Source organism: Thermotoga sp. Mc24 (assembly GCF_000784835.1).
Taxonomy (GTDB): domain Bacteria; phylum Thermotogota; class Thermotogae; order Thermotogales; family Thermotogaceae; genus Thermotoga.
The window spans coordinates 43,520-70,187 of the sequence record NZ_JSFH01000006.1; the positions used below are offsets into that span (position 1 = coordinate 43,520).

Genomic DNA, 26,668 nt, shown 5'->3' on the forward strand with positions numbered 1-26,668 from the left:
CCATCTTTTAGTTCCCCGAAGAAGCAGGAGGTGGGGAAATGATAAAGAAAGTTTTCATCTTATCTTTTTTCATAGCGATCGCCGGTTTTTCAATCTCTTTTAATCCATCACACCTTGAATCTCTGTCCCAAAATTTTTTTCTGGAAGGACAGGAAGTGAAAGGTTACTGGGTTTATGCCGAAAAACGCGGAGACAAATATCAGGTTCTTGGAGCAAAGGGTGAAGGAGATTTTTGCGTTGATGATGTGGCGAGGGTGGTTCTTCTCTACAGTGAAGCTTACGAAAAAACCGGAAAGAAGGAATACCTCGATCTTGCAAAGGAGGCTGCGAGGTTTGTTCTTCGAATGCAAGCATCTGATGGTCTACTGTACAACTTCGCTTACTTAGATGGAACAATAAACAAACATGGTCCAACGAGCGCAAAAATCCCCTCTTCATGGTGGACCCTAAGAGCGTTTTGGGGATTATCAAAACTGGCTCAGTTTACGAAAGATGAGGAAGTATTGCGTTCCATCCAGGCTATCTATCATGCGGTAAAGAAATCTCCGCCGGAGACATCTTCACGACTTGCCCTTTTTATACTTGGATTGTGTGAATACAATAAAGTTTTTGATGTGAAAGAGGACATAAAAGAATTTGCTGATAAACTCTTAGATTTTATTCGAGAGGATTTCGTGGGGACGTTCTTCTCAGTTTATAAAGAACGGTTTTCATGGAACGGATGGGGAAATCATTACGCAGAAGCCTTAGTGGAAGCGTACATTGCAACGGGGGAAGAAAATTATCTGAAGGTAGCAGAAAAAATGCTTGAATCACAGGTTCCTTTGTTTCTGGCAACTGGGCTAATTTACTCCATAGACAGATACGTTCATCTCTTTCCTGAACTCTCCTATTCCTTGGATTGCATTGTAACACCCCTGGTAAAAATCTGGGAGATCACAGGAGAAGAAAAATATGCTTATCTGACGTCCCTTGCCGCTTCATGGCTCTTCGGGGGAAACAGATTGGGTGTTCCTATGCTGGGTCCAAATGGAGAAGGATATGATGGACTGGAGTATTTACACGTAAACAGAAATGCCGGTGCAGAGTCCACAATCTGCGCGCTGAGAGTTGTGCTCCACGCGATGAGTTTGCCTTATCGATATCAGAATCTTATAGAAAATCCCCATATTGTATCAAGGAAAGGATTGATTGTATTAGAGGCCGAATCCGGGAATCCAGGAATATCCGATGTGAAGATTGTTACTGGGGATTTCGGAGGGGGAGCAGCTGTCACCTTTAAAGGAAATGCAAGACTGAAATGGGAAAGTCAGAGAGTATCAGGGAAATATAGAGTTTTTGCGAGTGGTAATTTCTCGGATGTAAGCTTAGCAGTTTATTCGAATATGGGTGAAAAGATAGAGAAAAATCTCTCTGGTGATGGTATTTTCTACGTTGGAGAAATTATGCTGGATAACAGTTTGAGGATTTCTCTATCTGGAAGCGGCTTTTTAGACCAGTTGATACTCGTACCAGAAAGATATGGAATTAGTTTTAGAGAGGGTGAAAAAGTGAAATCGGTTTTCTTTGATCTCCGAGAAAACAGGTTGTATTTGGTTGAAGGTCAGGTTTTCCAGGAGGAAGAATCAAAAAAACAAAAATTGACTTATAGAGTATCTTTAGAAGTGATCAGCAATTACGCTATCTTGAATCTAGAAGAAATATTCAACAATGATGGATTTGGAACACCAGTATCACCAGGTAATTTCGATAATCCTGCAGGAATAGTAGGTGCTTATTTCCCTGCTAATGAGATTGAAGAAGGATTGATCTTTGTGGAAAGTACTCCATTTCTTCTTAAGGTTTCTGGTCTTGATAATGTGAGATGTTTTGGACAGAGAATATCGTTGGAAGAGGCGATCCATGTGAAAAATCTTCACTTACTTATGGCTGCAAATCACGGGGACTATGAGATTGAAATTTTTGTGGATGATAAAATGTTCAAAGTTACGGCCACTGATTGGTGTATCCTTCCAAAGGAATTGATGTTCGATTATAGATATATCGCCAGTGGGGAAAAACAGAACATAAAATGTGGTCTTGACCTGATAAGCATACCTGTTGATACTCCTATAAAAGAGATAACCTTACCCAACGCTCCAAATGTGCATGTATTTGCCATTACCCTTGAGTTTGGTACGGAGGGAGAAAGATGAGCCTCAGAAGAAGAGAAGCAAGGCTCGGGTGGGGTCTCGTCTCTATCTATTTTCTATACACCGCTATTTTCTGGGGATATCCGTTTGTCTGGATGCTGATACTCGCCTTTTCACGATGGAAATTCGTGGGATCTCCTAAATTCGTGGGGCTTCAGAATTTCTTCAGGATCTTCGAAGACAAGATGTTCTGGAGGGTCTTTCTGAACACGATGAACTTTCTTTCCTATTTCATACCCATGGTTTTCATCGCGTCGATTCTGTTTGCAATCGCTCTGAACCGCATGAAGTACTTCAAGACGTTTGTGACTCTGAGTTTTTTGGTTGCCTATGTATCATCAGGTGTTGCGTACTCAATCATGTTCCAGAGAATATTCTCAGAAACAGGCCCCATAAACAGATTTCTTTACAACGCGTTTGGAATCACGATACCATGGTTCACAGATCCACAGCTTGCAATGTTGACTATAGCGATAATGGTCACTTGGAAATTCGTCGGGTACTACGGTCTCATTCTCTACTCAGGACTTCAGGCTATTCCCAAATCTATATTCGAGGCGGCGGAACTGGATGGTGCAACTTCCTGGGTGAAGTTCTGGAAGATCACACTTCCTCTACTAAACCCGGCAATTGTGACGGTTTTGATACTCGCTGTGAACCTCTCCTTTGGTATATTCACAGAGCCATACATGATCACCGGTGGAGGACCGATGAACAGAACTCTCACATTTATGCTATACATGTACAACACCGCCTTTCAGAGGATAAATCCCAGTTACGCGACAACCATAGCGGTCATGACCGCTCTCATAAACTTCTCGATAGTCATCTTCATCAGAAAGGTCATTGAAAAAGAGGTGACCATAGTATGAAGAAGGTTAAGGAGGTTATCTTCCACGGGGTGATGTTGGTCCTTGCTTTGATATGGATCTATCCATATATCTGGCTGTTTCTCTCATCGATAAAACCAGCAGAAGAGATCTTCACGAGGTTCTTTCCAACAAGAATAACTCTTGAACATTACGAATACATATTCACAATGGCAGAAAAGATGGAACGACCCTTTCTGAGGGCTTTCCTGAACAGTGTCTTTGTCACGGTCACTGTGACTCTTTCTGTGGTCCTGACCTCTGCAATAATCGGATACGGTCTGGCAAAACTCAGATTCAAAGGAAGCAATGCCGTATTCAACTTCATTATCTTTCAGATGCTCTTTCCGGGGTTCATGTTCATCATTCCTCTCTTTGTGTTGATAAGAAAACTTGGCCTTTACAATACTTACCCGGCCATGATCGTTCCCTTTCTCATGAGTGCGTGGGGTCTTTTTATGATCACGCAGTCCTACAAAACGATTCCACAGGATTACATAGAAGCTGCAAAGATTGACGGTGCGAGCACCTTGTGGATAATATTTAAAGTGATGATTCCCCTCTCGAGAAGCACCCTCTCTATCGTGGGTCTTTTCACATTCATAGGAATCTGGGACAACTTCCTCTGGCCCCTCATGGTGGTGAAAGACTACAATAAAATGCCGCTTTCTGTTCTTCTGGCCACCTTCAACCATGAGTACGCCGCCTACGTTGGTCCGCTGATGGCAGGGTCTGTGATTCAGACGATACCCATGGTTCTTATCTTTTTGATCTTCAGAAAGCAATTCTTGCAGGGAATCTCTATGTCTTTCAAGTAGAGGAGGGAGAGCATGGAACTCAAACTCGAAAGACACCCGGCGAATCCCATTCTGGAACCTTCTCCGTACTTTCTCTGGGAAAGCCGCTTTGTTTTCAACCCGGCTGTGGTGTACGACGGAGAACTCTTCCACATGCTCTACAGAGCCCAGGGAGAGGACATGGTATCAAGGATTGGCTACGCTGTGAGCACCGACGGAATCCACTTCAACAAGTTCGAAAAGCCCGTTTTCTCACCAAAGAGTGACGACGAGCTCTATGGAGTGGAAGATCCCAGGATCACGAAAATTGGTGATGAATATTACATGGTCTACACTGCCTATTCGCCTCGTGGCGTGAGAATCGCCATGGCATCGACAAAGAACTTCATCACCTGGAAAAGATATGGGGTTGTGATACCGGATATAGACAACAAAGATGCTGCGCTGTTTCCAGAAAAGATCAACGGAAAGTACGTCATGTTCCACAGAATACCACCTGATATGTGGCTTGCCTTCTCAGACGATCTTGTACACTGGGACAACTTCGTGAAGATCGCATCTCCTCGTCAGGGAATGTGGGATGACCTGAAGATAGGAGTTGGTGCCCCTCCGATAAAGACCGAGTACGGCTGGCTTGTCCTGTACCATGGTGTTCAAAACACGGGAACTTCCCGGCCAATCTATCGCCTTGGTTTCATGCTGCTTGACCTGGAGGATCCCACAAAGGTGATAAAGAGATCGAAAGAGCCGATCCTTGAGCCAGAAGAAGACTGGGAAAAATTCGGCGGCGTTCCAAACGTGGTCTTCAGCGATGCGATGATAGAATACAACGGCTACTACTACGTGTACTACGGAGCAGCGGACAACTGCATTGCTCTTGCCACGATCCCGGTGGAGAAAGTGATGAAATGGTGTAGAAGCTAATATAGGAATAAAGATGAATAAAGCAGGTGATCCCCAGAGGAGGGATCACCTTCTTTTGTGGTATGGTAGTATTGATTACAAGCTAAAATACACGGGAGGCGGAAAGATGAAACCAGCGTATATTCTGATAATGGACTACATAAAAGGGAAAATTTTATCTGGCGAGCTCAAACCAGGTGATAAAGTCCCATCAGAGAACGAGCTGGCTAAAAGGTTTGAAGTTAGTAGATTGACAGCAAGAAAAGCATTGGAGAGGTTGGAATACGAGGGTATCGTAACAAGAATTCAGGGATTGGGGACTTTCGTGGCCTCTTTTCCAAACACACTGAGGGGTAAGAAGATAGGTGTTTTAATATCTAACTATCAGGACACCCGTGCTGCCATGTTGTTCGGTATATTAAAGACCTTTCAGAAATTCTCCATGGACGTAATACCTTTCAATGCTGAAGCTGAAATCATGAATCCAATTAATGAAGAAAAACTCCTGAAGGAGCTGTTGAGATTGGGAATTGTTGGATTGATAATGGAGCCACGTATTACTTCTTTATCGAATCATTTCCTGATGGGTCTCATAAGAGAGAACTTTCCTGTCGTTTTTGTTGATAGGACGATAGAAGGTTTTCCAAAGGTACCTGCAGTTCTTTCGGAAAATAGAATTGGGGGCAGAATGATAGGAAAGCATATGAAAAAACATGGTATTTCTCGTGCTTTATTTGTAACGGAAGAACCACTGGAAGTATCCAGTGTTAAGGAGCGATATGAAGGATTAAAAGAAGAAATCAAAGAGGTTCATTATGAACTAGTGATCGATTACGATAAAGATTTCATGCGCATCACAAACCAGGTGGTAGCTAACGATATACAAGCTATTTTCTTCTGTAACGATTATTTAGCAGTTCGAGGAATTACCTTCTTGAAAGATCAGGGGAAGAGGATACCAGGGGACCTATCAGTTTATGGTTTCGATGACCTGAGAGTAAGTATCTACACGAACCCACGCCTCACTACCGTAAAACAGGATTTCCAAGCCATGGGTGAACTGGCAGCCCTTCAGCTGGTGAAAAAACTCCTCGGTGAATCAGTAGAACCTGAAAAGCACATACCAGTGACCTTAGTAGTAAGAGAATCCTGTGGTTGTAGAAAGTAGTAAAGACAAATTCTTCATCTCTTTTTGGTGTTGGTTGTATATACAAGAATAATCCAGAATAATCCACAATATTCAGTAACGATTGTGCAAAATTAGGTACGAAATTGTTTGACACAACAGACAACGGATGATTATAATCGAAGCCGAAGAATCTCAGGTCAGGGGGTGAGTGGGTATGAGGTATTTAGTAATCATCCTTTTGGTATTAGCTTTCTGGACTCTCTTGATCGCGGAGACAGTCGAAATCACCTTCTGGCATTCTATGACGAATCCTGTGGACAGACAGAGCATTGAAGAGATTGTGGAAGAGTTCAACAAAACACATCCGAATATCCGTGTGAAAATCGTAATTGTTCCGGGCTCAGAGACTGAGATTACAAAACTTATGACGGCCGTTGCTGGGGGAACGGGACCAGACGTGTACTATCTGGATCGTTTCACAGTTGCTCAGAGGGCAGCATATGGAGTTCTTGAACCACTCGAGGATTATCTCAGAGAGCTTGGATATGACATTGAGGAACTGAAACAAAAGTTCTTCGATTTCGCAGTCAGAGAATGCATATGGGACGGGAAACTCTGGGCTCTTCCATGGGACACAGATGCAAGAGCACTCTACTACAACAAAAAGCTGTTCAGAGAGGCCGGACTTGATCCTGAGAAACCACCTACAACAATAAAAGAATTAGAGGAGTACGCAGAGAAACTCACAAAAAAAGTAGCGGGGAGGTACACGCAGGTTGGTTTTATCCCTTGGGCTTTCCAAGGATGGCATTACACTTGGGGTTGGACTTTTGGAGGTCGCTTTTACGATGAAGAAAAACAGAGACTAGTTTTCGCAGACGATCCGAAAATAATACGCGCGTTTGAATGGCTGGGTGAGTGGGCCAAAAAGTACAATATAAAAGAACTTGAGGCGTTCGTCTCAGCCTTCGGAATGAGTTTCACAGGCGCCAGCATAGGCGGTGCTGAACCTATAAATCCTTTCCTCGCAGGGAAGTTAGCAATGGTAATTGACGGTAACTGGTTGCTTGCTCAGATCAGAGAACTCGCTCCCAAGGATTTTGAGTTCGGAGTTGCTTCGATACCAGCACCCGAAGATGGTGAAAAGAACAGTACATGGGCCGGTGGATGGTCCTTAGTCATACCAAAAGGCGCAAAACATCCAAAGGAAGCCGCTGAGTTCATCTACTACATGGCCACAAAAGGCCAAATCAAGTACGCTGTGGACACTCAGCATCTACCCACCTTAAAAGAAGCGGTTCCCGAGCTTCTGAAGGTTTCCCCTCCGGAGCAAAAGCTTTTCGCCGACCTCCTGCCGAAAGCTCATGTAAGGCCAGTTATCCCTGTTGGGGCTTTGCTGTGGGATGAACTCACTAACGCTATGTACGCTGTTCTGTACGGAGAAAAAGCAGCACAGGAAGCGTTGAGAGAGGCCCAGGAGAAGGTCCAAAAAGAACTGGATAAATGGTTGAAAAAGTGAACTTTCCCCCCCTCGTGGGGGGGGTTATTATGGGGGTTATGAGAGGGGGCCCACCAATGAGAAAACGGAAAGAATTCATAACAGGAATTCTTTTCGTTTTACCGGGTATTCTAGGGCTTGCCATTTTCAAAATATATCCAATTGTGGCATCTTTCTTTTACAGCTTTACAGAGTATCATGTCACCTTGCCACCCAAATGGGTAGGGTTAAAAAATTACTTGGAACTGTTTCAGGATCAGCTTTTCCTCAAAAGCCTCTGGAACACCTTCTGGTACTTCATAGGATTAGTACCTTTGGGGTTAATCGTAGGTCTCGGTCTGGCGTTGCTTCTGGTTAAAGACATCAAAGGCATCAGCTTCTTCAGAGCGGCTATGTACATGCCTTCGGTTGTTCCGGTGTACGCTTTTGCCGTCGTAGCCTTGAATTTTTTCAACCCATATTTGGGATTTGTAAACGGTTTACTGGCGAAGTTAGGTATCCCGGGGCCACTCTGGACAGCAGACGAGAGACTTGTAAAGCTTACCATAATTCTTATTGCTCAATGGGGCGCCGGTAATCAGGCGATGATTTTCATGGCAGCTATCAAAGACATTCCAAGAGAAATTTTCGAAAGTGCACTGATAGATGGAGCAAATAAGTGGCAGATCTTCAGAAAGATCACATTACCCATGATCACTCCTGCTATTCTCTACTATCTTGTGTATTCGTCCATTCTTGCTCTTCAATTTTTTGATCTTCCTCAAATAATGTTCGGTGGAGGCCCAAATAACACAACCCTTTCGCTGGCAATCTACTTGTACAGGCATGCTTTCAGATATGGAAACATGGGATATGCTTCGTCCATGGCGTGGTTAATGTTTATTGCTGCTTTTGCGGTGAGTATTCTCTATTTAAGAACTTCTAGAAAGTGGGTCTTTTATGGATGAAGGAGGAGATGTTCATGAGACTGATTCTCGGAAAATTATTTCATGTTCTCTTGCTTTTGATTGTAACCATGATCTATATGGCTCCGTTCTTCTGGATGATTTCTACTTCACTAAAACCGAATTACGAACTCTACGAATTTCCCCCAAAATTGATACCTTCTGAGATTGCTTTTGACAACTACCCCAAAGCTCTAAAGAGATTTCCTTTTTTCACCTATTTCAGGAATAGCTTGATAATAACAGGAGGAGCTATCTTGGGGACACTTATTTCCTGCCCTCTAGTTGCATATGGACTCTCCATTCCTCGTTGGAGAGGTAGGGAGCTCATTTTTTATATCATTCTTGCGACAATAATGCTACCCAGTGCTGCTACACTGGTTCCTACTTTTCTCATTTTCAGTAAATTAAAGCTGGTCAATACTTTCTGGCCGCTCATTCTGCCTTCATTCTTTGGTCAACCGTTTTATATTTTTCTGATAAGACAGTTTTTCCTTTCTCTTCCTCGCAACCTCTTTGAAGCAGCCAAAATAGACGGTGCTTCTGAATTTCAGATATATCTAAAGATCGCACTTCCCTTAATCAGACCTATTCTCGTCATAGTAGCTTTGTTCCAATTCATAGCCTCATGGAACGATTATCTGGGGCCGTTAGTCTATTTGACGGACGAGAGTAAGTATCCCCTCGCCCTGGGGTTACCTCAATTTCTCGATAGATACGGCACTTTGTGGAATCAAATGATGGCAGCAGCAACAATCGCGGTTATTCCCACTCTAGTGTTCTTCATTTTCGCTCAAAAACAAATTCTTGAGAGCATAAAGTTCACAGGATTGAAGGGATAACAGGCACAGGAGGGGTGCCAATGAAAGATGCCGTGATTTATAAACTACTCAGAATGGTTTCGGAGATTGTTCCCTTTGCTATTTTGAGTAGGGAGCAAATAGGAGAGTGGGATTTTTCCAGTGGCCTTGTCAAGAAGATCGTAACCCCTATTTTCGAATGGAATTTCAACTCCGCTCCTGTTTGGTTCAGAAAGGATCTGTCCCCCTTCTCCGTCGACGGGGGACAGAGGGCTTACCTGAAACTCTGGTTCGGTGGGGAGACCCTTGTTCTTGTGGATGGGAAACCTTACGGGGAAATCAATGAGTACCACAGAATGCTGAACATCACACCACTCGCCGATGGTAAACCACACAGGATAGAAGCTCAGGTGATGCCAAGAGGTCTTTTTGGAAGACCGGAAAAACCGGTGTTTACAGAAGCTTTCTTCATCGTCGTTGATGAAGCACTGATGAAGGTGGTGAAAACTCTCGAACTCACCATAAAAACGGCAGAAGTAATAGAAGATGAGTCACTTTCTAAGAAACTGCTGGACATCTCCGAGAAGTTTCTCTCGAAAGTGTGGATCCCAAGAGACACAGATACCTATCTGATGACAGCACCGGAAGATCCGGGAATAAAAGATGAGATCAAAAACACCTGGAACACACCGGAGTTCAAAGAGTTCACAGGTGTGAAGCTTTCTGAAGAGTTGAGAAATCAGATTCTGGAAGAGTTCGAAAAATTCAAAGAAAAGCTGGATAGAATAAGAAAAGACCATCCGAGTTTTGGAACGATTCACCTTGTGGGGCACGCGCACATAGACTACGCCTGGCTCTGGCCAGTTGAGGAAACGAAGAGAAAGATACTACGCACTTTCGCAAACTCTGTGTTGCTCTCTAAGCTCTATCCAGAGTTCGTTTACACTCAGTCTTCCGCTCAAATGTACGAGGATCTCAAACAAAATTCACCGGAACTCTTCGGGGAAGTGAAAAAGCTCGTAGAAGAGGGTAGATGGGAACCAGTCGGTGGCATGTGGGTGGAGTCGGACTGCAACGTTCCATCGATAGAGTCGCTTGTGAGACAGTTCTACTATGGGCAAAAATTCTTCGAAAGGGAATTCAAAAGAAAGAGCAAGGTGTGCTGGCTTCCAGACGTGTTTGGGTTTTCCTGGGTGCTTCCCCAAATTCTGAAAGAAGCCGGGATAAAATACTTCGTCACCACGAAACTCAACTGGAACGACACGAACGAGTTTCCGTACGATCTGTGCCGCTGGAGGGGAATAGATGGATCCGAAGTGATCTATTTCAGTTTCAAAAATCCCAACGAGGGGTACAACGGGAAGATAGATCCCGATACGATCTACAAAACCTGGAAGAATTTCAGGCAGAAACATCTCGCAAACAAAGTCCTTCTCTCATTCGGGCACGGTGATGGGGGTGGTGGTCCAACCGAAGAGATGCTGGAAAATTACGAAGTTCTGAAGGATTTTCCTGGACTGCCGCGCCTTGAGATGGGAACTGTGGAAGAATTCTTCAAAAAAATGGATATCGACGGAGAACTTCCTGTGTGGGACGGAGAGCTTTACCTTGAACTTCACAGGGGAACCTACACTTCACAGTCCAGGACAAAGAAACTTCACAAAGAAGCGGAAGACAGTCTTTACCTTGCGGAATTGATTTCTGCTTTCACGGATAAAGATTTTTCTGACGAAATAGACGAACTCTGGAAGATTCTGTTGAGAAACGAATTTCACGATATTCTACCTGGTTCTTCTATAAAGGAAGTCTATGAAGATACAGAAAAAGAACTCAGACATGTGATAGAAAAATCAAAAGACATCGTTATCGAATCTCTCAAAGTTTTTTCTTCTGAGAACGAAGAGGTTTTAACCCTTTTGAACGTTTCCTCTTTTCCAAAGAAGTGTCTTTTCTTCCTCAACGAAGATCTCGCGATTTCCTTTGAAGGAGAAGCGCTCTTGAAACAGAGAACTCACGATGGAAGGTATGTGTACTTCATAGACAGGGAGATTCCTCCGTTCACGAAAGTAGAACTGAAATTTCGCAAAGCCACGTTTGAGGAAACTCCAAGTGAGTTGAGAGAAACAAACATCATGGAGAACGAATTTCTCAGGGTGCACGTCAACGATGACGGAACAATTCAAATCTACGACAAAGAACTGGACAGGTACGTTTTCGAAGAGAAGGGAAACATCTTGAAACTTCATAAAAACATCCCTGCCTACTGGGACAACTGGGATATCGCAGAAAACGTGGAAAAGACAGGATATACCCTGAGGGCGAAAAACATAGAAAAAATAGAGTCTGGCCCTGTTCGAGAAGTGATCCGTGTTGAATATGAATCAGAAGGAAGCAGGATCACGCAGCATTACATCCTTTACAGAAAGAGTAGAAGGCTCGATATAGAAACGAAGGTAGACTGGCACACAAGACGAGCTCTTCTCAGAGCTTACTTCCCAACAACTGTTCTGTCGAGAAAGGCAAGGTTCGATATCTCCGGTGGTTTCATCGAAAGGCCCACACACAGAAACACCAGTTTCGAACAGGCACGTTTCGAGGTGCCGTTTCACAGGTGGATGGATCTCTCCCAGACAGACTTCGGTGTGTCTATTATGAACGACGGAAAATACGGTGGCAGTGTTCATCAGGGTACTATGGCGCTTTCACTGATAAAAGCGGGTATTTTCCCCGATTTTCTCTGTGACGAGGGTAAACACAGTTTCACCTATTCTGTCTACGTGCACCCTGGGGACAGCTTGAGAGATGTTGTAAAAGAATCAGAAGATCTCAACAGATCTTTCATCGTTCATCGCGGGGTGTTGAACCTCCCCTCTCCTTTACTGGAGATCTCTCCCCAGAATTTCCGTCTCACTTCACTGAGAAGGGTGAATGGCAAAATTGTTCTGAGGCTTGTTGAGATCTTCGGAACATCAGGAAAACTTTCCATTAAGACCCCGTGGAACGGTGAAATCTACCAGACGAACGTTCTGGAAGAGAAAAAACAGAAAGTCACCTTCCCAGTGGTTTACCATCCGTTCAAGATCTACACTTTTGTTGTAGAAGGTTGAAGGTTCAAACTTGTCACTCGAGAGCGGGGATGGCACCCCGCTCTTTGATCAACCTAATTTTTCCTGTGTAAACACCCATAAATAAAGCCTTAAACGATTCTTCTAAAATGTGTTCTTGATTTGTATCACTGTTATGTTATAAAAATAACAGGACAGAAGAAATAAATGATAAAAAGGCATGACAACAAAAAGGAGGTGAAACTATGATGATGTTCTTGCCGCCGGAAGTTGTTAGAGAGATCCACGAAGAGAGGGTAAAGAAAGCTCTCGAAAATCTCAAAGCCATCGAACTCAAAAAAGAACTCCTTGAAAAGGTAGTGAAAGAAGAAAAGAAAGTCTCCTCCAGAAGGAGGAGAAGAGAGAAAGAAACAGTCGAAGTGTAAAGATTATTTATCCGCCATCTTTAACGATCTGCCTTCCCAGATATCCTTCTTCGAGTCTTCCAGGCATCCCTCCCCTACTTTTAATCACCGAGTGCAAGTTCTATCAGATTTGAATCGAAAATGTAGGTGATCGTCGAGTCGTTGAGATAGAACGTTTCTGATGCGAATGGAGAGAGATCTGCTAGTATGGTTGAAATCTCATTATTTGCGTTTTCCATATCGTCTTCGTCTATCTCCAATTCTTCATCAGTGTTAGCGACTTCATTTTCCTCTGGAAGTTCAAAATCGGTGTACACACAAACGGTGTAAGTGGCTTCTTTCAGATCTTCGAAGTCAAAATGATCGTCTGTGATTTCAAGATTCACGAGTGTACCGGAGCAGGTTTCTCCCTCAAAGAGTGCCACAAGACATGGTGTTCCTGAAAGTGTTTCTTTCAACCTTCCTTCCACCTCATACCTGTGTTCCTCTCCCTCACCAAAACCGTACTCGTTCCTCTCTCTGTGGTGATATGGAATTATAACGGGCCTGAGCAAGTATTTTTTGTTGTTGCCCGTGGTTGCGATTTTGAGAGATCTTGCCACATCGAAGTCGAGAACGATCGAGTCGCCGTTCTGCACTATAACAGGCTTTATGATTTTGATCTTTCTGGAAGAAACCCTAACAGTCTCTGTTGAACCGTTTGTAACAGCAGTGGCGGCATCGATGTAGAGTCTGATCCACTCGAGATTAGCGCCCTCGGGCAATTCCATCTCGAAGAACTGAACTTTAGTTCCAGCAAGTGAGAGGAGATCGAACTCATTCTCCAGCAGAGCAGCGGTAGCAGTGTACTCTTCTCCATCCAATGAATAGTGGTATTCCGCGTTTGAAATTTTCACCAGTAATTTTTCGATGTTGAAAGTTGGGTTGTCCGTGAGATACACAGGAGCTTTTACGGTGTTGGTTCCGGTTGTGAAAAGCACACATCCAGCCAGCAAACTCAAAATCAGAACTGCCCAGAGCACGTATTTCATGTTCTCACCTCCTCCAAAATATATTTTAACTCATTAATGGTTTCATAATAAATATGTGAACAAATTATCTATTAATAGCCTGTATGTTTTCGATCTTAAACACTAAGATTTTTGCCCACTAATAAATTATCTTTTTTGATTTCGTCTAATAAATACCGGAGACTGGAACCGCGGATTTAGAAGAAAATGGTTTCTTTTGAAAAATATTCGCCGATACTTGTTTCTGCATCCATCTCTTCAGATTTTGAATGAAAACATTTTCAGAATAAAATACCAGAGACAGAAAAAGTGAAGAGAGGGTGATAGCGTGCGATTCGGTTATTTTGATGACGTCAACCGTGAATACGTGATCACAACTCCTCAAACTCCGTATCCATGGATAAATTATCTGGGAACGGAGGACTTCTTTTCCATCATATCTCACATGGCAGGGGGTTACTGTTTTTACAAAGACGCGAGACTCAGAAGAATAACGAGGTTCAGATACAACAACGTTCCAACGGATGCTGGAGGAAGGTACTTTTACATCAGAGAAGAAAATGGAGATTTCTGGACACCCACGTGGATGCCTGTGAGAAAAGATCTTTCCTTCTTTGAAGCGCGCCACGGTCTTGGATACACAAAGATCACAGGTGAAAGGAACGGCCTGAGAGCCACCATCACCTACTTTGTGCCAAGACATTTCACAGGGGAGGTCCATCACCTTGTTCTGGAGAACAGAACGAACACACCGAGGAGGATAAAACTTTTCTCCTTTATAGAGTTCTGCCTCTGGAACGCTCTCGATGATATGACGAACTTCCAGAGAAACTACAGTACGGGTGAAGTGGAAATAGAAGGTTCTGTGATTTACCACAAGACAGAATACAGAGAAAGAAGAAACCACTACGCGTTCTATTCTGTGAATCAACCGATAGATGGTTTTGATACAGACAGAGAGTCCTTCATAGGTCTCTACAGCGGTTTTGAAGCTCCTCAAGCGGTGGTGGAAGGAAAACCCAGAAATTCCGTCGCGAGCGGGTGGGCACCGATCGCTTCACATTACTTAGAGATAGAACTCGCTCCATCCGAAAAGAAAGAACTCATCTTCATTCTCGGGTACGTAGAGAATCCAGAGGAGGAAAAATGGGAAAAGCCCGGTGTGATAAACAAAAAGCGAGCAAAAGAGATGATAGAGAAATTCAAAACAGGTGAAGATGTTGAGCACGCCCTGAAGGAACTCAAAGAATACTGGGACGACCTTCTTGGAAGAATACAGGTAGAAACCCATGACGAAAAACTCAACAGAATGGTGAACATCTGGAATCAGTACCAGTGTATGGTCACGTTCAACATCTCTCGAAGCGCTTCGTACTTCGAGTCTGGTATCAGTAGAGGAATAGGTTTCAGGGACTCGAACCAGGATATCTTAGGTTTTGTTCACATGATCCCGGAGAAGGCAAGGCAGAGAATACTCGATTTGGCCTCTATCCAATTCGAGGATGGAAGCACTTACCACCAGTTCCAGCCGCTCACCAAGAAGGGCAACAACGAAATAGGAGGAGGCTTCAACGACGATCCGCTTTGGCTCATTCTCTCAACGAGCGCTTACATCAAAGAAACGGGTGACTGGAGCATACTGGACGAAGAGGTTCCCTTCGACAACGATCCGAACAAAAAGGCATCACTCTTCGAGCATCTGAAGAGATCTTTCTACTTCACTGTGAACAACCTCGGTCCCCACGGTCTTCCATTGATAGGAAGGGCCGATTGGAACGATTGTCTTAACCTCAATTGTTTCTCGAAAGATCCCGATGAGTCTTTCCAAACAACCGTCAACGCTCTCGACGGAAGGGTAGCGGAGTCCGTCTTCATAGCGGGGCTCTTCGTTCTTGCTGGAAAAGAATTCGTGGAGATCTGCAAAAGACGAGGACTTGAAGAAGAAGCGAGAGAAGCAGAAAAACATGTGAACAAAATGATCGAGACCACTCTGAAATACGGCTGGGATGGTGAATGGTTCCTCAGGGCGTACGATGCCTTTGGGAGAAAGGTGGGAAGCAAAGAGTGTGAAGAAGGTAAGATCTTCATAGAACCACAGGGAATGTGTGTTATGGCAAGTATCGGTGTGGACAACGGATACGCGGAAAAAGCTCTCGATTCTGTCAAAAAATATCTCGACACACCCTACGGACTCGTTCTTCAGCAGCCGGCGTACAGCAGATATTACATCGAGCTTGGTGAGATCTCGAGTTACCCACCGGGCTACAAAGAAAACGCGGGGATCTTCTGTCACAACAACCCATGGGTAGCGATAGCCGAGACTGTTATAGGTAGGGGAGACAGAGCCTTTGAGATCTACAGAAAAATCACACCGGCTTATCTCGAAGACATCAGCGAAATACACAGGACTGAGCCGTACGTCTACGCTCAGATGGTTGCCGGAAAAGATGCACCGAGGCATGGAGAGGCAAAGAATTCCTGGCTCACGGGGACTGCTGCTTGGAGCTTTGTAGCGATCACTCAGCATATACTCGGGATAAGGCCTACTTACGACGGCCTGGTGGTGGATCCCTGCATCCCGAAAGAATGGGAAGGATTCAGGATCACAAGAAAGTTCAGAGGAAGCATCTACGATATAACGGTGAAGAATCTCTCTCATGTTTCCAAAGGAGTCAAAGAGATCATTGTTGATGGAAAAAAGATAGAAGGACAAGTACTTCCAGTTTTCGAGGATGGAAAGGTGCACAGGGTTGAAGTTGTGATGGGCTGACCTTTTGTTCTCCGATGATATAGTACAGACGAGGGGGTACTCCCCCTCTTTTTTTGTGCAGAGAGTTTTGATAGAATAGTTAGGCACACGAATCAAAACAACAGGAGAGGTGATGAACGTGAAAAAGTTCCCTGAAGGATTCCTCTGGGGTGTTGCAACAGCTTCCTACCAGATCGAGGGTTCTCCCCTCGCAGACGGAGCTGGTATGTCTATCTGGCACACCTTCTCCCATACTCCTGGAAATGTAAAGAACGGTGACACGGGAGATGTGGCCTGCGACCACTACAACAGATGGAAAGAGGACATTGAAATCATAGAGAAACTCGGAGTAAAGGCTTACAGATTTTCAATCAGCTGGCCAAGAATACTTCCGGAAGGAACAGGAAGGGTGAATCAGAAAGGACTGGATTTTTACAACAGGATCATAGACACCCTGCTGGAAAAAGGTATCACACCCTTTGTGACCATCTATCACTGGGATCTTCCCTTCGCTCTTCAGTTGAAAGGAGGATGGGCGAACAGAGAAATAGCGGATTGGTTCGCAGAATACTCAAGGGTTCTCTTTGAAAATTTCGGCGACCGTGTGAAGAACTGGATCACCTTGAACGAACCGTGGGTTGTTGCCATAGTGGGGCATCTGTACGGAGTCCACGCTCCTGGAATGAGAGATATTTACGTGGCTTTCCGAGCTGTTCACAATCTCTTGAGGGCACACGCCAAAGCGGTGAAAGTGTTCAGGGAAACTGTGAAAGATGGAAAGATCGGAATAGTTTTCAACAATGGATATTTCGAACCTGCGAGTGAAAAAGAGGAGGACATCAGAGCGGCGAGATTCATGCATCAGTTCAACAACTATCCTCTCTTTCTCAATCCGATCTACAGAGGAGATTATCCGGAGCTCGTTCTGGAATTTGCCAGAGAGTATCTACCGGAGAATTACAAAGATGACATGTCCGAGATACAGGAAAAGATCGACTTTGTTGGATTGAACTATTACTCCGGTCATTTGGTGAAGTTCGATCCAGATGCACCAGCTAAGGTCTCTTTCGTTGAAAGGGATCTTCCAAAAACAGCCATGGGATGGGAGATCGTTCCAGAAGGAATCTACTGGATCCTGAAGAAGGTGAAAGAAGAATACAACCCACCAGAGGTTTACATCACAGAGAATGGGGCTGCTTTTGACGACGTAGTTAGTGAAGATGGAAGAGTTCACGATCAAAACAGAATCGATTATTTGAAGGCCCACATTGGTCAGGCATGGAAGGCCATACAGGAGGGAGTGCCGCTTAAAGGTTACTTCGTCTGGTCGCTCCTCGACAATTTCGAATGGGCAGAGGGATACTCTAAGAGATTTGGTATTGTGTACGTGGACTACAGTACTCAAAAACGCATCATAAAAGACAGTGGTTACTGGTACTCGAACGTGGTCAAAAGCAACAGTCTGGAAGATTGAAAAGGGCGGCCTGGCCGCCCTTTCTTTTTGATACCTCGTTTTTCCTCCTATTCGTTCACTCCGCGTGAATATCACCGATTATTTTCATTTAACGAAAAAAATCTTCTGTTTTCTCCTGATAGCTCACTTGCAAAGAATACAAAGGTCTGGCAAAATATCAAATAGGTTAATTTGATTATAACGTCATTTAATTGCTGGTTCAAAAAAGAGGTGAAGAAAACGTGGGAAGGTCCTTTTTCACGTTTCTTCTAATTCTAGCTGTGAGTTTGTTTGCTGTTTCCTGGCGCGATGTTGTGCTTTATGAAATCATGATAGACAGATTCAACGATGGGGATCCAACGAACAACGATCAAGGTTATGGAGAATACGATCCTTCTGATCCAGCAAAGTATAGCGGAGGAGATTTGAAAGGAATAATTGATAAGCTTGATTATATCAGAGGTCTGGGAGTAGATGGAATATGGATTACTCCTCCAGTAGCCAACCAGTGGTGGGATCCGTGGGTTAATTACGGTGGATACCATGGATACTGGGCAAGGAATTTTAAGGAAGTAGACGAACATTTTGGGAATATCGAGACATACAGGAAGCTTTCAGAAGAAATTCACAGAAAAAATATGTTTCTCATCCAAGATATAGTTGTCAACCATGTTGGAAACTATTTCAGATTCAAAGCTGGAAAATTCGAAATTAACACAGGAAGTGTTCCAACTTTCGCACCAACTCAATTCCCCTTCAATATGAATGACTATAATGATCCGAAACAGAGAGAAATGAATGTCTACCACTGGACTCCTGATATCACTAATTACAACGACATTCATCAAAAGCTCAACTATCAGCTTTCAGGTCTCGATGATTTAAATACTGAAAATCCGATGGTCAGAAGCGCTTTGAAAGACTCCTATGGTTTCTGGATAAAAGAGGTTGGTGTTGACGGCTTCAGAGTGGATACTGCGATGTACGTTCCAAAAGATTTCTGGGATGATTTCTTCTTTGGCAAAGACGGAATAATGACCTTGAAAGATGATTTCATCGCTTTTGGTGAAGCATGGCTCACTTCTCCACCGATGGATGACAGTGCAGAAAAGGAAATAGAGAGTTATTTTGACCATGGTTTTAACGCCATGCTTGACTTTCCGCTTTGTGAAGAAATACGTCGAGTTCTAAAAGGTGGGAAACCAACTTCATGGCTTGCTTACAGAATAGAAAGGCGTAATCAAACGCTTGAAAAAGGACTTCTGGTCACTTTCATTGACAATCATGATATGGAGCGATTCAGCAGGGGAACGGACGAGAAGACATTGAGAATGGCAGTCGCTTTTCTAATGACTTTACCTGGAATTCCTGTTATTTACTATGGAACAGAACAGTCTTTTGAAGAAACACGGGCTTCGATGTTTGCAAAGGGATGGGGATCGGGCGGTAAGGATCATTTTGAGAAAGGGGAGATGTACGATTTCATAAAAAGTGCCGTTGAGTTCAGAAAGAGTCACACTGCAACGAGATACGGTAAGGTCAAAGTTCTTCTGTCGAATTCAGAAGGTGCAGGGCTTCTGGTTTATGAAGTAAAAGATGAGAATGAAACGCTCATTGTGGTTTTAAACACATCTAATAATGACAAGATTAGAACCATCGATGGTGTGTTTCCTAGTATGGAAAAGGTATTCTCAAGTGATAGAGAGGCTAGGGTTGTTGTTCAGGAAAAGTCCACGGTCTTTATCGTTCCTCCAAAGAGTCTTACCGTCTTCAAGCTTTCCTCTGTGAATAAATATGAGAAACAGACAACGAATTTGACGTTAAAAACCACCGTGAACATCTACGAAGATAGAGTAGTAATATCCGGTGAAACGAACGGCAAAAGAATGTACGCCTACATTGATGGTTTATATCAAACCATTCCCGAGAAAGTGAATATTGTCGATGGTAAATACAGTCTTTCCCTGGATCTTTATAAAATGGGTCCTGGAAACCATTTCATTATTTTGAAGGTTTACGGATCCAATCCCAAAGAAGTCCTTTATTCTGAAGAAATCTGGTTTGAGGTGTCTATACCTACCGAAAAACTCGCAGAAGTGACAGATCCTATGAATGATGATCATGGGCCTTTCGGCAGATATAAATATCCACTTGATTTAACTTTCAAGCGGCAAATGGACCTTATTGGTGCAAAGGTGGAACGCATGGGACCTAATTTGATTGTCTGGATAAAAACGAGAGAAATTACTACGAGCTGGAACCCACCGCTTGGATTCGATCATGTGAGTTTTCAAATATTCCTTGATGATCCGAGAAGAAAGGGAGCAGAAGCGTTGCCATTTCAAAATTACGCCATAGATGATTGGGACTATGAAATCTTTATAACAGGATGGAATGTGGCTATTTTTTCGTCGGAAGGAGCTACCGAGAAAAAATTCGGTGTGCAGATAGGATCTCCTGAAGTCGTTGTGGTTGATGGGTGGATAAAGATAGCTGTAAAGGGTGAATGGATTGATTTTCCAGAAAGCTTCAATGGCTGGAAATTGTACCTTACAACTTGGGATTACGATGGTGTGGAAAACAGGTTCAGGCCTCTTGAAGAGGAACCAAAAGCTTACAGGTTTGGAGGAGGAAACAACACAGAACCGTACATAATGGATGATTTATGGATCGAAATAAAGGAATAATAAAACCATATTTTGAATGGGGAGGTGCTTTTGCCATGAAGAAGTACTTTGTTCTGTTGCTAGCAGTTCTTCTGGTTGGTGGACTCTTCGCTGTGAAAATCACTATGACATCTGGAGGGGTCGGAAAGGAACTCGAGGTACTGAAAAAGCAGCTGGAGATGTTCCACCAGCAGTACCCAGATATCGAAGTGGAAATCATTCCGATGCCGGACAGTTCAACTGAAAGGCACGATCTCTACGTCACGTACTTTGCCGCCGGAGAGACGGATCCAGACGTTCTCATGCTCGATGTGATATGGCCTGCTGAGTTTGCTCCGTTCCTTGAAGATCTGACAGCAGACAAAGACTACTTCGAACTCGGTGAATTCCTACCCGGAACTGTGATGTCTGTCACGGTCAATGGAAGAATCGTTGCTGTTCCCTGGTTCACAGATGCAGGTCTCCTTTACTACAGAAAAGACCTCCTCGAGAAATACGGTTACGATCACGCTCCGAGAACCTGGGATGAACTCGTCGAAATGGCAAAGAAGATCTCTCAGGCTGAAGGCATCCACGGATTCGTCTGGCAGGGTGCAAGATACGAAGGCCTTGTCTGTGATTTCCTTGAATACCTCTGGTCTTTCGGTGGGGATGTGCTCGATGAGAGTGGAAAAGTTGTGATCGATTCTCCAGAAGCTGTTGCGGCTCTTCAGTTCATGGTCGATCTCATCTACAAGCACAAAGTCACTCCTGAAGGAGTTACCACCTACATGGAAGAAGACGCAAGAAGAATCTTCCAGAACGGAGAAGCTGTTTTTATGAGGAACTGGCCGTACGCCTGGTCCCTCGTGAACAGCGACGAATCCCCAATCAAAGGAAAGGTTGGAGTTGCTCCTCTTCCAATGGGTCCTGGTGGAAGAAGAGCTGCCACACTCGGTGGGTGGGTCCTCGGTATAAACAAATTCTCGTCACCTGAAGAAAAGGAAGCCGCAAAGAAGCTCATAAAGTTCCTCACAAGTTACGACCAGCAGCTCTACAAAGCGATCAACGCCGGACAGAATCCAACGAGAAAAGCCGTTTACAAAGATCCAAAACTCAAAGAAGCTGCTCCGTTCATGGTTGAACTTCTCGGAGTTTTCATCAACGCTCTTCCAAGACCAAGGGTTGCGAACTACACAGAAGTTTCCGATGTCATTCAGAGGTACGTGCACGCTGCTCTGACAAGACAGACAACACCAGAAGACGCAATAAAGAACATTGCAAAAGAGCTCAAATTCCTGCTTGGACAGTAACAGAGGCGAGGGGCTCTCCCCCGCCTCTTTTACTCTGTTGAAGGAGGATACAGAAAGATGGAAAAAAGAAGTGGTTGGACAGCGTTCTGGATGATTTTGCCGACAATTCTTGTCATATCCGTAGTGGCTTTTTTTCCTCTGTTCAAAACCTTCTACGACAGTTTCTACAGTTTCGGTTTGAGGCCCGGTATAGAGAGAAGATTCGTTGGGCTTCAGAACTATTTCAGACTCTTTGAGGACACCCGCTTCATAATGGCTTTGAAAAACACCGTCTTTTTCACGGTGATTTCGGTTTCTCTGGAGACGGTGCTTGGTGTTCTCATCGCCATAGTTGTTCATCAGAGATTCGCGTTGAGAGGCGTTGTGAGGGCCGCTATGCTCGTTCCATGGGCAATTCCAACGGCCATTTCTTCTCAAATGTGGCGATGGATGTTCCACGATCAATTCGGAATAATGTCGAGACTCTGGGAGAAACTCGGAATAATAGAACCGGGAACCCCCATTCTCGGAACACCAGGGCTCGCCATGTGGGCGATCATATTCGTCGATGTGTGGAAAACGACTCCGTTCATGGCTCTTTTGATTCTCGCAGGTCTTCAGGTGATACCGGAGGATATTTACGAAGCGGCGAGAATCGACGGAGCAAATACAATTCAAAGATTCTTCAGAATCACTCTTCCGTTGATAACGCCAACGATAGGAGTGGCTCTGATCTTCAGGACACTCGATGCACTGCGCGTGTTCGATGTTGTCTACATCATGACGAGAGGTGCTGTGAACACAGAAACCCTGGCCGTTTACAACCGACACGTTCTGATGGATAGGGCTTTCACCGGTGCGTGGTTTGGATACGGTTCCGCCATATCTGTTTTCATATTCGTTCTTATATCGATCTTTGCCATACTTTACATAAAGTCCTTGAGGCTGAAACTCGATTGAGGAGGGAACCCGATGAGCAGATCGATAACGCAGAGAATCCTTCTTTATATAGCTGTTTTACTCATTCTTATATGGTGCGTTTTTCCCCTTTATTGGGCTTTTATTTCGTCGATAAAGCCTGATCGGGATCTTTTCGAAAAGAATCCCTCTCTTTTCCCAAAAAGAATAACCTTTGAAAACTACGTGAAGGTCTTCAAGGAAAGACCGTTTCATATAAACATCAAAAACAGCATTATAGTGGCAGGCATAACCACGGTTTTGGCATTAGTTGTAGGATCGCTTGCTGGATACGCCATCGCAAGGCTCAAGTTCAAGGGAAAGGTCATCGTGATGTCACTGATTCTTGCGGTGAGCATGTTTCCACAGGTTTCTATTTTGGGATCTCTATTTTTGATCTTGAGGGGATTGAAGTTGATAAACACCTACACTGGTCTCATCATACCCTACACTGCTATGAATCTGCCTCTCACTGTCTGGGTGCTCCAGAGTTTCTTCAGGGAACTTCCAAAAGAAGTGGAGGAATCGGCGTTCATCGACGGAGCCTCTAAACTCAGAACTCTCTGGTCTATCGTGCTTCCCATGTCTGCTCCTGGTCTTGTGGCAACAGGGCTTTTGACGTTCATCGCCGCGTGGAACGAGTTTCTCTTCGCTCTCACGTTCATGCAAAAGCCGAGCCTGTACACGGTTCCTGTCGCAGTCGCTCTCTTCAAAGGAGCGTCTCAGTACGAGATACCATGGGGTCAGCTCATGGCCGCAGCCGTTATCGTCACACTTCCACTTGTGATACTCGTTTTGGTTTTCCAGAACAGAATCATAGCTGGCTTGAGTGCAGGGGCTGTGAAGGGTTAATAATCAACCATTTTAGGTAGATATTTTTGATTGTTGGGAATTATTTGAATTTATCATGAGATATCTTGCCCTATCTTTTGTTTTTTAGTGGAAATAAGGTTTGAAAAACCGTTGCGCAATGTGTGATAATATGTTCTGGATTAATTTAATTCCTTTGGAAATTAATACCTTGCGTTTCGTTTTTTTGAAGAAAAAGCGTTTTTTCGGATATGAAATACATATGCGTTAATTTTAAATTACATCTTAAGTTGGGAGGTGTTTTTCATGAGGAAAGGTTTGCTGTTGTTTGGTGTGATTTTGCTGCTGTCGGTGTTTGTTTTCTCTGAGGACATGACAATACTTCTGGCACCGAAATCACTCAACAATCCGTACTGGTTTGCGGTGGAGAACGGGATGAAAGATGCGGCAGAGAAACTTGGGATCAAAGCGATATTCGACGCACCGGTTGAGGCAGATGCGGCGAAGCAGGCAGAGAAGATACTGAGCTACATAGTGAAAGGTGTAGACGGGATAGGCATTTCACCGAACGATCCTGAAGGGATAAAGGTAGTTGTCAAGAGGGCGCTTGACAAGGGGATACCGGTAATCATGTTTGACTCAGATTCTCCAGACAGCGGAAGGTATGCTTACATAGGAACCAACAACTATAACGCAGGATACGAGGCGGGTAAACTGATGGCTCAGCTCATCGAGAAGTACAAAGCGGAGAAAAAGACCATCAGGCTTGCAATACTCACCGGAGGTCTCGCTGCTCTTAACTTGAACGAAAGGATCAGAGGTTTCAAAGATGCGCTTGAGGACTACTCCAAGAGGAGCGGGAAAGAGATAGTTTATGTTGCCGATCCGTTCCCGTGTGATGATGATTCTGCAAAGGCTATTCAGATCATCAGAGATGTGACCAGAAAGTACACAGATCTCGATGGATGGTTTATGTCTGGAGGATGGCCTCTCTTTGCTCCGAAAGAAACCGTTATCTCCGCTCTTGGTGGCCCAGAAAGGATGAAAGATCTGCTGGTTGTTGGTTTTGACACTTTGCTTCCGGAACTCGAACTTGTTAAAGCCGGTGCAGTCAAAGGTCTTGTTGGACAGAGGCCATACGACATGGGCTATCTCTCTGTTCTCGTTCTCTACAACATGGCAAAGATTGGAGTGGAGAACACATTGAAGATGCTCCCGAAAGTTGTCAAAGAAGACGGAACAGTTGACTACATTATTGACACGGGTGTTGATATTGTAACAGAAGAAAATGTCGATCAATTCTACGAATATGCAAAGAAGATCTATTCCAAGCGCTGATGATGTAAAATCATTGAAGTAAAGAGGGGGGTTCACCCCCCTTCTTTATGGAAGGAGAAGGATAAAAACAACGGTGAGGAGGCGTGGTTGAATTGTGGAAGAAGCTGTTCAAGGCGAGGGAAGCAGGGATATTTCTAATACTCATAGCGATCGTGGTGTTTTTAGGGGTAACGACGAGAGAATTTTTGACAGTGGAGAACATATTCACGGTGATACTGAACGTATCGTTCATAGCGATCATGTCATTTGGGATGACGATGGTGATCATCACATCTGGGATAGATTTGTCGGTAGGATCCATACTTGGGGCAGCGAGTGTAGTGATGGGGCTTTTGATGGATGAGAAGGGTCTGTCACCATTTTTGAGTGTGGTCATTGGATTGGCGGTAGGGGTAGGTTTTGGGCTTGCGAACGGGCTTTTGATCACGAAGGCGAGGTTAGCACCGTTCATCAGCACATTGGGGATGCTTAGTGTAGGAAGGGGACTTGCGTACGTGATGAGCGGGGGATGGCCCATATCGCCGTTTCCAGAGAGCTTCACAGTACACGGGCAAGGAATGGTAGGGCCAGTGCCGGTACCAGTGATCTACATGGCGGTGATAGGGGTGATAGCCCACATATTTTTGAAGTACACAGTGACGGGGCGAAGGATCTATGCGATAGGAGGGAACATGGAAGCGTCGAAGCTGGTGGGGATAAAGACAGACAGGATACTGATTCTGGTATACACGATAAACGGATTTTTAGCAGCCTTTGCTGGCTTTCTTTTGACTGCGTGGCTTGGAGTAGCGCAGCCGAATGCGGGTCAGGGGTATGAGCTGGACGTGATAGCGGCTACAGTGATAGGAGGGACGAGTTTGTCTGGTGGTGAAGGGACGATACTGGGGGCGTTTCTGGGAGCGGTGATAATGGGGGTATTGAGGAACGGGATGATACTGCTTGGGGTATCGTCATTCTGGCAGCAAGTGGTGATAGGCATAGTGATCATCATAGCGATAGCGATAGACCAGATCAGGAGGGCGAAAGAGAGATGAAGCCCATACTTGAGGTGAAGTCCATACACAAGAGATTTCCAGGGGTACATGCGCTCAAAGGGGTAAGCATGGAATTTTATCCTGGTGAGGTACATGCGATAGTAGGGGAGAATGGGGCGGGGAAAAGCACACTGATGAAGATAATAGCAGGGGTGTATCAACCTGATGAAGGTGAGATCATATACGAAGGGAAGAGTGTGAGGTGGAACCATCCGAGTGAAGCGATAAATGCAGGGATAGTGACGGTGTTTCAGGAGCTATCGGTGATGGACAACCTGTCAGTTGCGGAGAACATATTCATGGGGGACGAAGAGAAGAGAGGGATCTTTATAGATTACAAGAAGATGTACAGGGAAGCGGAGAAGTTCATGAAGGAGGAATTTGGCATAGAGATAGATCCTGAGGAGAAGTTGGGGAAATACTCCATAGCGATTCAGCAGATGGTGGAGATAGCAAGAGCTGTCTACAAGAAGGCGAAGGTGTTGATACTGGACGAGCCGACCTCTTCTCTTACACAGAAAGAGACGGAAAAACTCTTTGAGGTTGTGAAGAGTCTCAAGGAGAAAGGTGTGGCAATAATCTTCATATCGCACAGGCTGGAAGAGATCTTCGAGATCTGTGACAAGGTGAGCGTGCTGAGAGATGGGGAGTACATAGGAACAGATAGCATAGAGAACCTGACGAAAGAAAAGATCGTGGAGATGATGGTGGGAAGGAAATTAGAGAAGTTTTACATAAAAGAAGCGCATGAACCCGGGGAAGTGGTACTTGAAGTGAAA

The 26,668-nt window shown here is 44.4% G+C and carries 20 protein-coding genes; 19 read left to right on the forward strand and 1 reads right to left on the reverse strand.

The window, feature by feature from the left end; genetic code table 11:
* The first annotated feature begins 38 nt into the window (after positions 1 to 38).
* The 10 genes from MC24_RS02305 to MC24_RS02350 all read left to right on the forward strand — a co-directional run bounded on the left by MC24_RS02305 (position 39) and on the right by MC24_RS02350 (position 12,622).
* Positions 39 to 2,195: a hypothetical protein gene (locus MC24_RS02305; protein ID WP_012896067.1), complete on the forward strand. Its 2,157-nt coding sequence runs from the start codon at positions 39 to 41 to the stop codon at positions 2,193 to 2,195.
* Positions 2,192 to 3,064: a carbohydrate ABC transporter permease gene (locus tag MC24_RS02310; protein ID WP_038052169.1), complete on the forward strand. Its 873-nt coding sequence runs from the start codon at positions 2,192 to 2,194 to the stop codon at positions 3,062 to 3,064. The genes MC24_RS02305 and MC24_RS02310 overlap by 4 nt, the downstream gene beginning before the upstream one ends.
* Entirely contained in the window at positions 3,061 to 3,879 is an 819-nt protein-coding gene (locus tag MC24_RS02315) for a carbohydrate ABC transporter permease (protein ID WP_015919281.1), read from the forward strand. Before MC24_RS02310 ends, MC24_RS02315 begins: the two co-directional genes overlap by 4 nt.
* A 12-nt stretch (positions 3,880 to 3,891) precedes the next feature.
* A complete protein-coding gene (locus tag MC24_RS02320; protein WP_038052172.1) occupies positions 3,892 to 4,782 on the forward strand; it encodes a glycoside hydrolase family 130 protein in 891 nt (296 codons plus the stop codon).
* 13 nt (positions 4,783 to 4,795) lie between these two features.
* Positions 4,796 to 5,929 (forward strand): GntR family transcriptional regulator, encoded by a 1,134-nt coding sequence (locus tag MC24_RS02325; protein WP_081953058.1) that lies wholly within the window; start codon positions 4,796 to 4,798, stop codon positions 5,927 to 5,929.
* A gap of 175 nt (positions 5,930 to 6,104) precedes the next feature.
* Complete coding sequence (locus MC24_RS02330; RefSeq protein ID WP_038052174.1) at positions 6,105 to 7,409, forward strand: ABC transporter substrate-binding protein; 1,305 nt, start codon at positions 6,105 to 6,107, stop codon at positions 7,407 to 7,409.
* The gene (locus MC24_RS02335; RefSeq protein WP_235280278.1) at positions 7,394 to 8,335 is read left to right on the forward strand and encodes a carbohydrate ABC transporter permease; all 942 of its coding nucleotides are present in this window, start codon (positions 7,394 to 7,396) and stop codon (positions 8,333 to 8,335) included. The genes MC24_RS02330 and MC24_RS02335 overlap by 16 nt, the downstream gene beginning before the upstream one ends.
* Positions 8,336 to 8,349: 14 nt before the next feature.
* The gene (locus MC24_RS02340) at positions 8,350 to 9,174 is read left to right on the forward strand and encodes a carbohydrate ABC transporter permease (protein ID WP_235280279.1); all 825 of its coding nucleotides are present in this window, start codon (positions 8,350 to 8,352) and stop codon (positions 9,172 to 9,174) included.
* 20 nt (positions 9,175 to 9,194) lie between these two features.
* The gene (locus MC24_RS02345; RefSeq protein WP_038052176.1) at positions 9,195 to 12,239 is read left to right on the forward strand and encodes an alpha-mannosidase; all 3,045 of its coding nucleotides are present in this window, start codon (positions 9,195 to 9,197) and stop codon (positions 12,237 to 12,239) included.
* Positions 12,240 to 12,442: 203 nt separating this feature from the next.
* Entirely contained in the window at positions 12,443 to 12,622 is a 180-nt protein-coding gene (locus MC24_RS02350; protein ID WP_012310848.1) for a hypothetical protein, read from the forward strand.
* An 80-nt stretch (positions 12,623 to 12,702) separates the two neighbouring features.
* Here the strand turns inward: MC24_RS02350 and MC24_RS02355 are convergent, their stop codons facing one another.
* Positions 12,703 to 13,632, reverse strand: coding sequence for a DUF4382 domain-containing protein (locus MC24_RS02355; RefSeq protein WP_038052178.1), 930 nt, complete (start codon positions 13,630 to 13,632; stop codon positions 12,703 to 12,705).
* 307 nt (positions 13,633 to 13,939) lie between these two features.
* On the opposite strand from MC24_RS02355, the gene MC24_RS02360 reads away from it, so the two are divergent.
* From MC24_RS02360 to MC24_RS02400, 9 genes are all read left to right on the forward strand, one after another.
* Positions 13,940 to 16,381: a GH36-type glycosyl hydrolase domain-containing protein gene (locus MC24_RS02360; RefSeq protein ID WP_011943512.1), complete on the forward strand. Its 2,442-nt coding sequence runs from the start codon at positions 13,940 to 13,942 to the stop codon at positions 16,379 to 16,381.
* Between the two features lie 112 nt (positions 16,382 to 16,493).
* On the forward strand, positions 16,494 to 17,834 hold the full coding sequence (locus MC24_RS02365; RefSeq protein WP_011943513.1) for a GH1 family beta-glucosidase: 1,341 nt from the start codon (positions 16,494 to 16,496) through the stop codon (positions 17,832 to 17,834).
* Positions 17,835 to 18,025: 191 nt separating this feature from the next.
* On the forward strand, positions 18,026 to 20,500 hold the full coding sequence (locus MC24_RS02370; RefSeq protein ID WP_235280280.1) for an alpha-amylase family glycosyl hydrolase: 2,475 nt from the start codon (positions 18,026 to 18,028) through the stop codon (positions 20,498 to 20,500).
* Positions 20,501 to 20,535: 35 nt separating this feature from the next.
* Complete coding sequence (locus MC24_RS02375) at positions 20,536 to 21,771, forward strand: ABC transporter substrate-binding protein (protein WP_011943515.1); 1,236 nt, start codon at positions 20,536 to 20,538, stop codon at positions 21,769 to 21,771.
* 57 nt (positions 21,772 to 21,828) lie between these two features.
* Entirely contained in the window at positions 21,829 to 22,710 is an 882-nt protein-coding gene (locus MC24_RS02380; protein ID WP_011943516.1) for a carbohydrate ABC transporter permease, read from the forward strand.
* A gap of 12 nt (positions 22,711 to 22,722) precedes the next feature.
* Entirely contained in the window at positions 22,723 to 23,559 is an 837-nt protein-coding gene (locus tag MC24_RS02385) for a carbohydrate ABC transporter permease (protein ID WP_011943517.1), read from the forward strand.
* Positions 23,560 to 23,823: 264 nt separating this feature from the next.
* Positions 23,824 to 24,855 carry a sugar-binding protein gene (locus MC24_RS02390; protein ID WP_038052180.1) on the forward strand — a complete coding sequence of 344 codons (1,032 nt, stop codon included), beginning with the start codon at positions 23,824 to 23,826 and terminating at the stop codon, positions 24,853 to 24,855.
* Between the two features lie 83 nt (positions 24,856 to 24,938).
* Positions 24,939 to 25,889, forward strand: a complete 951-nt coding sequence (locus MC24_RS02395) for an ABC transporter permease (RefSeq protein ID WP_227738407.1) — start codon at positions 24,939 to 24,941, stop codon at positions 25,887 to 25,889.
* Positions 25,886 to 26,668, forward strand: a 783-nt coding sequence (locus MC24_RS02400; RefSeq protein ID WP_038052183.1) for a sugar ABC transporter ATP-binding protein, incomplete at its 3' end; no start/stop codon positions are given. The genes MC24_RS02395 and MC24_RS02400, both read left to right, overlap by 4 nt.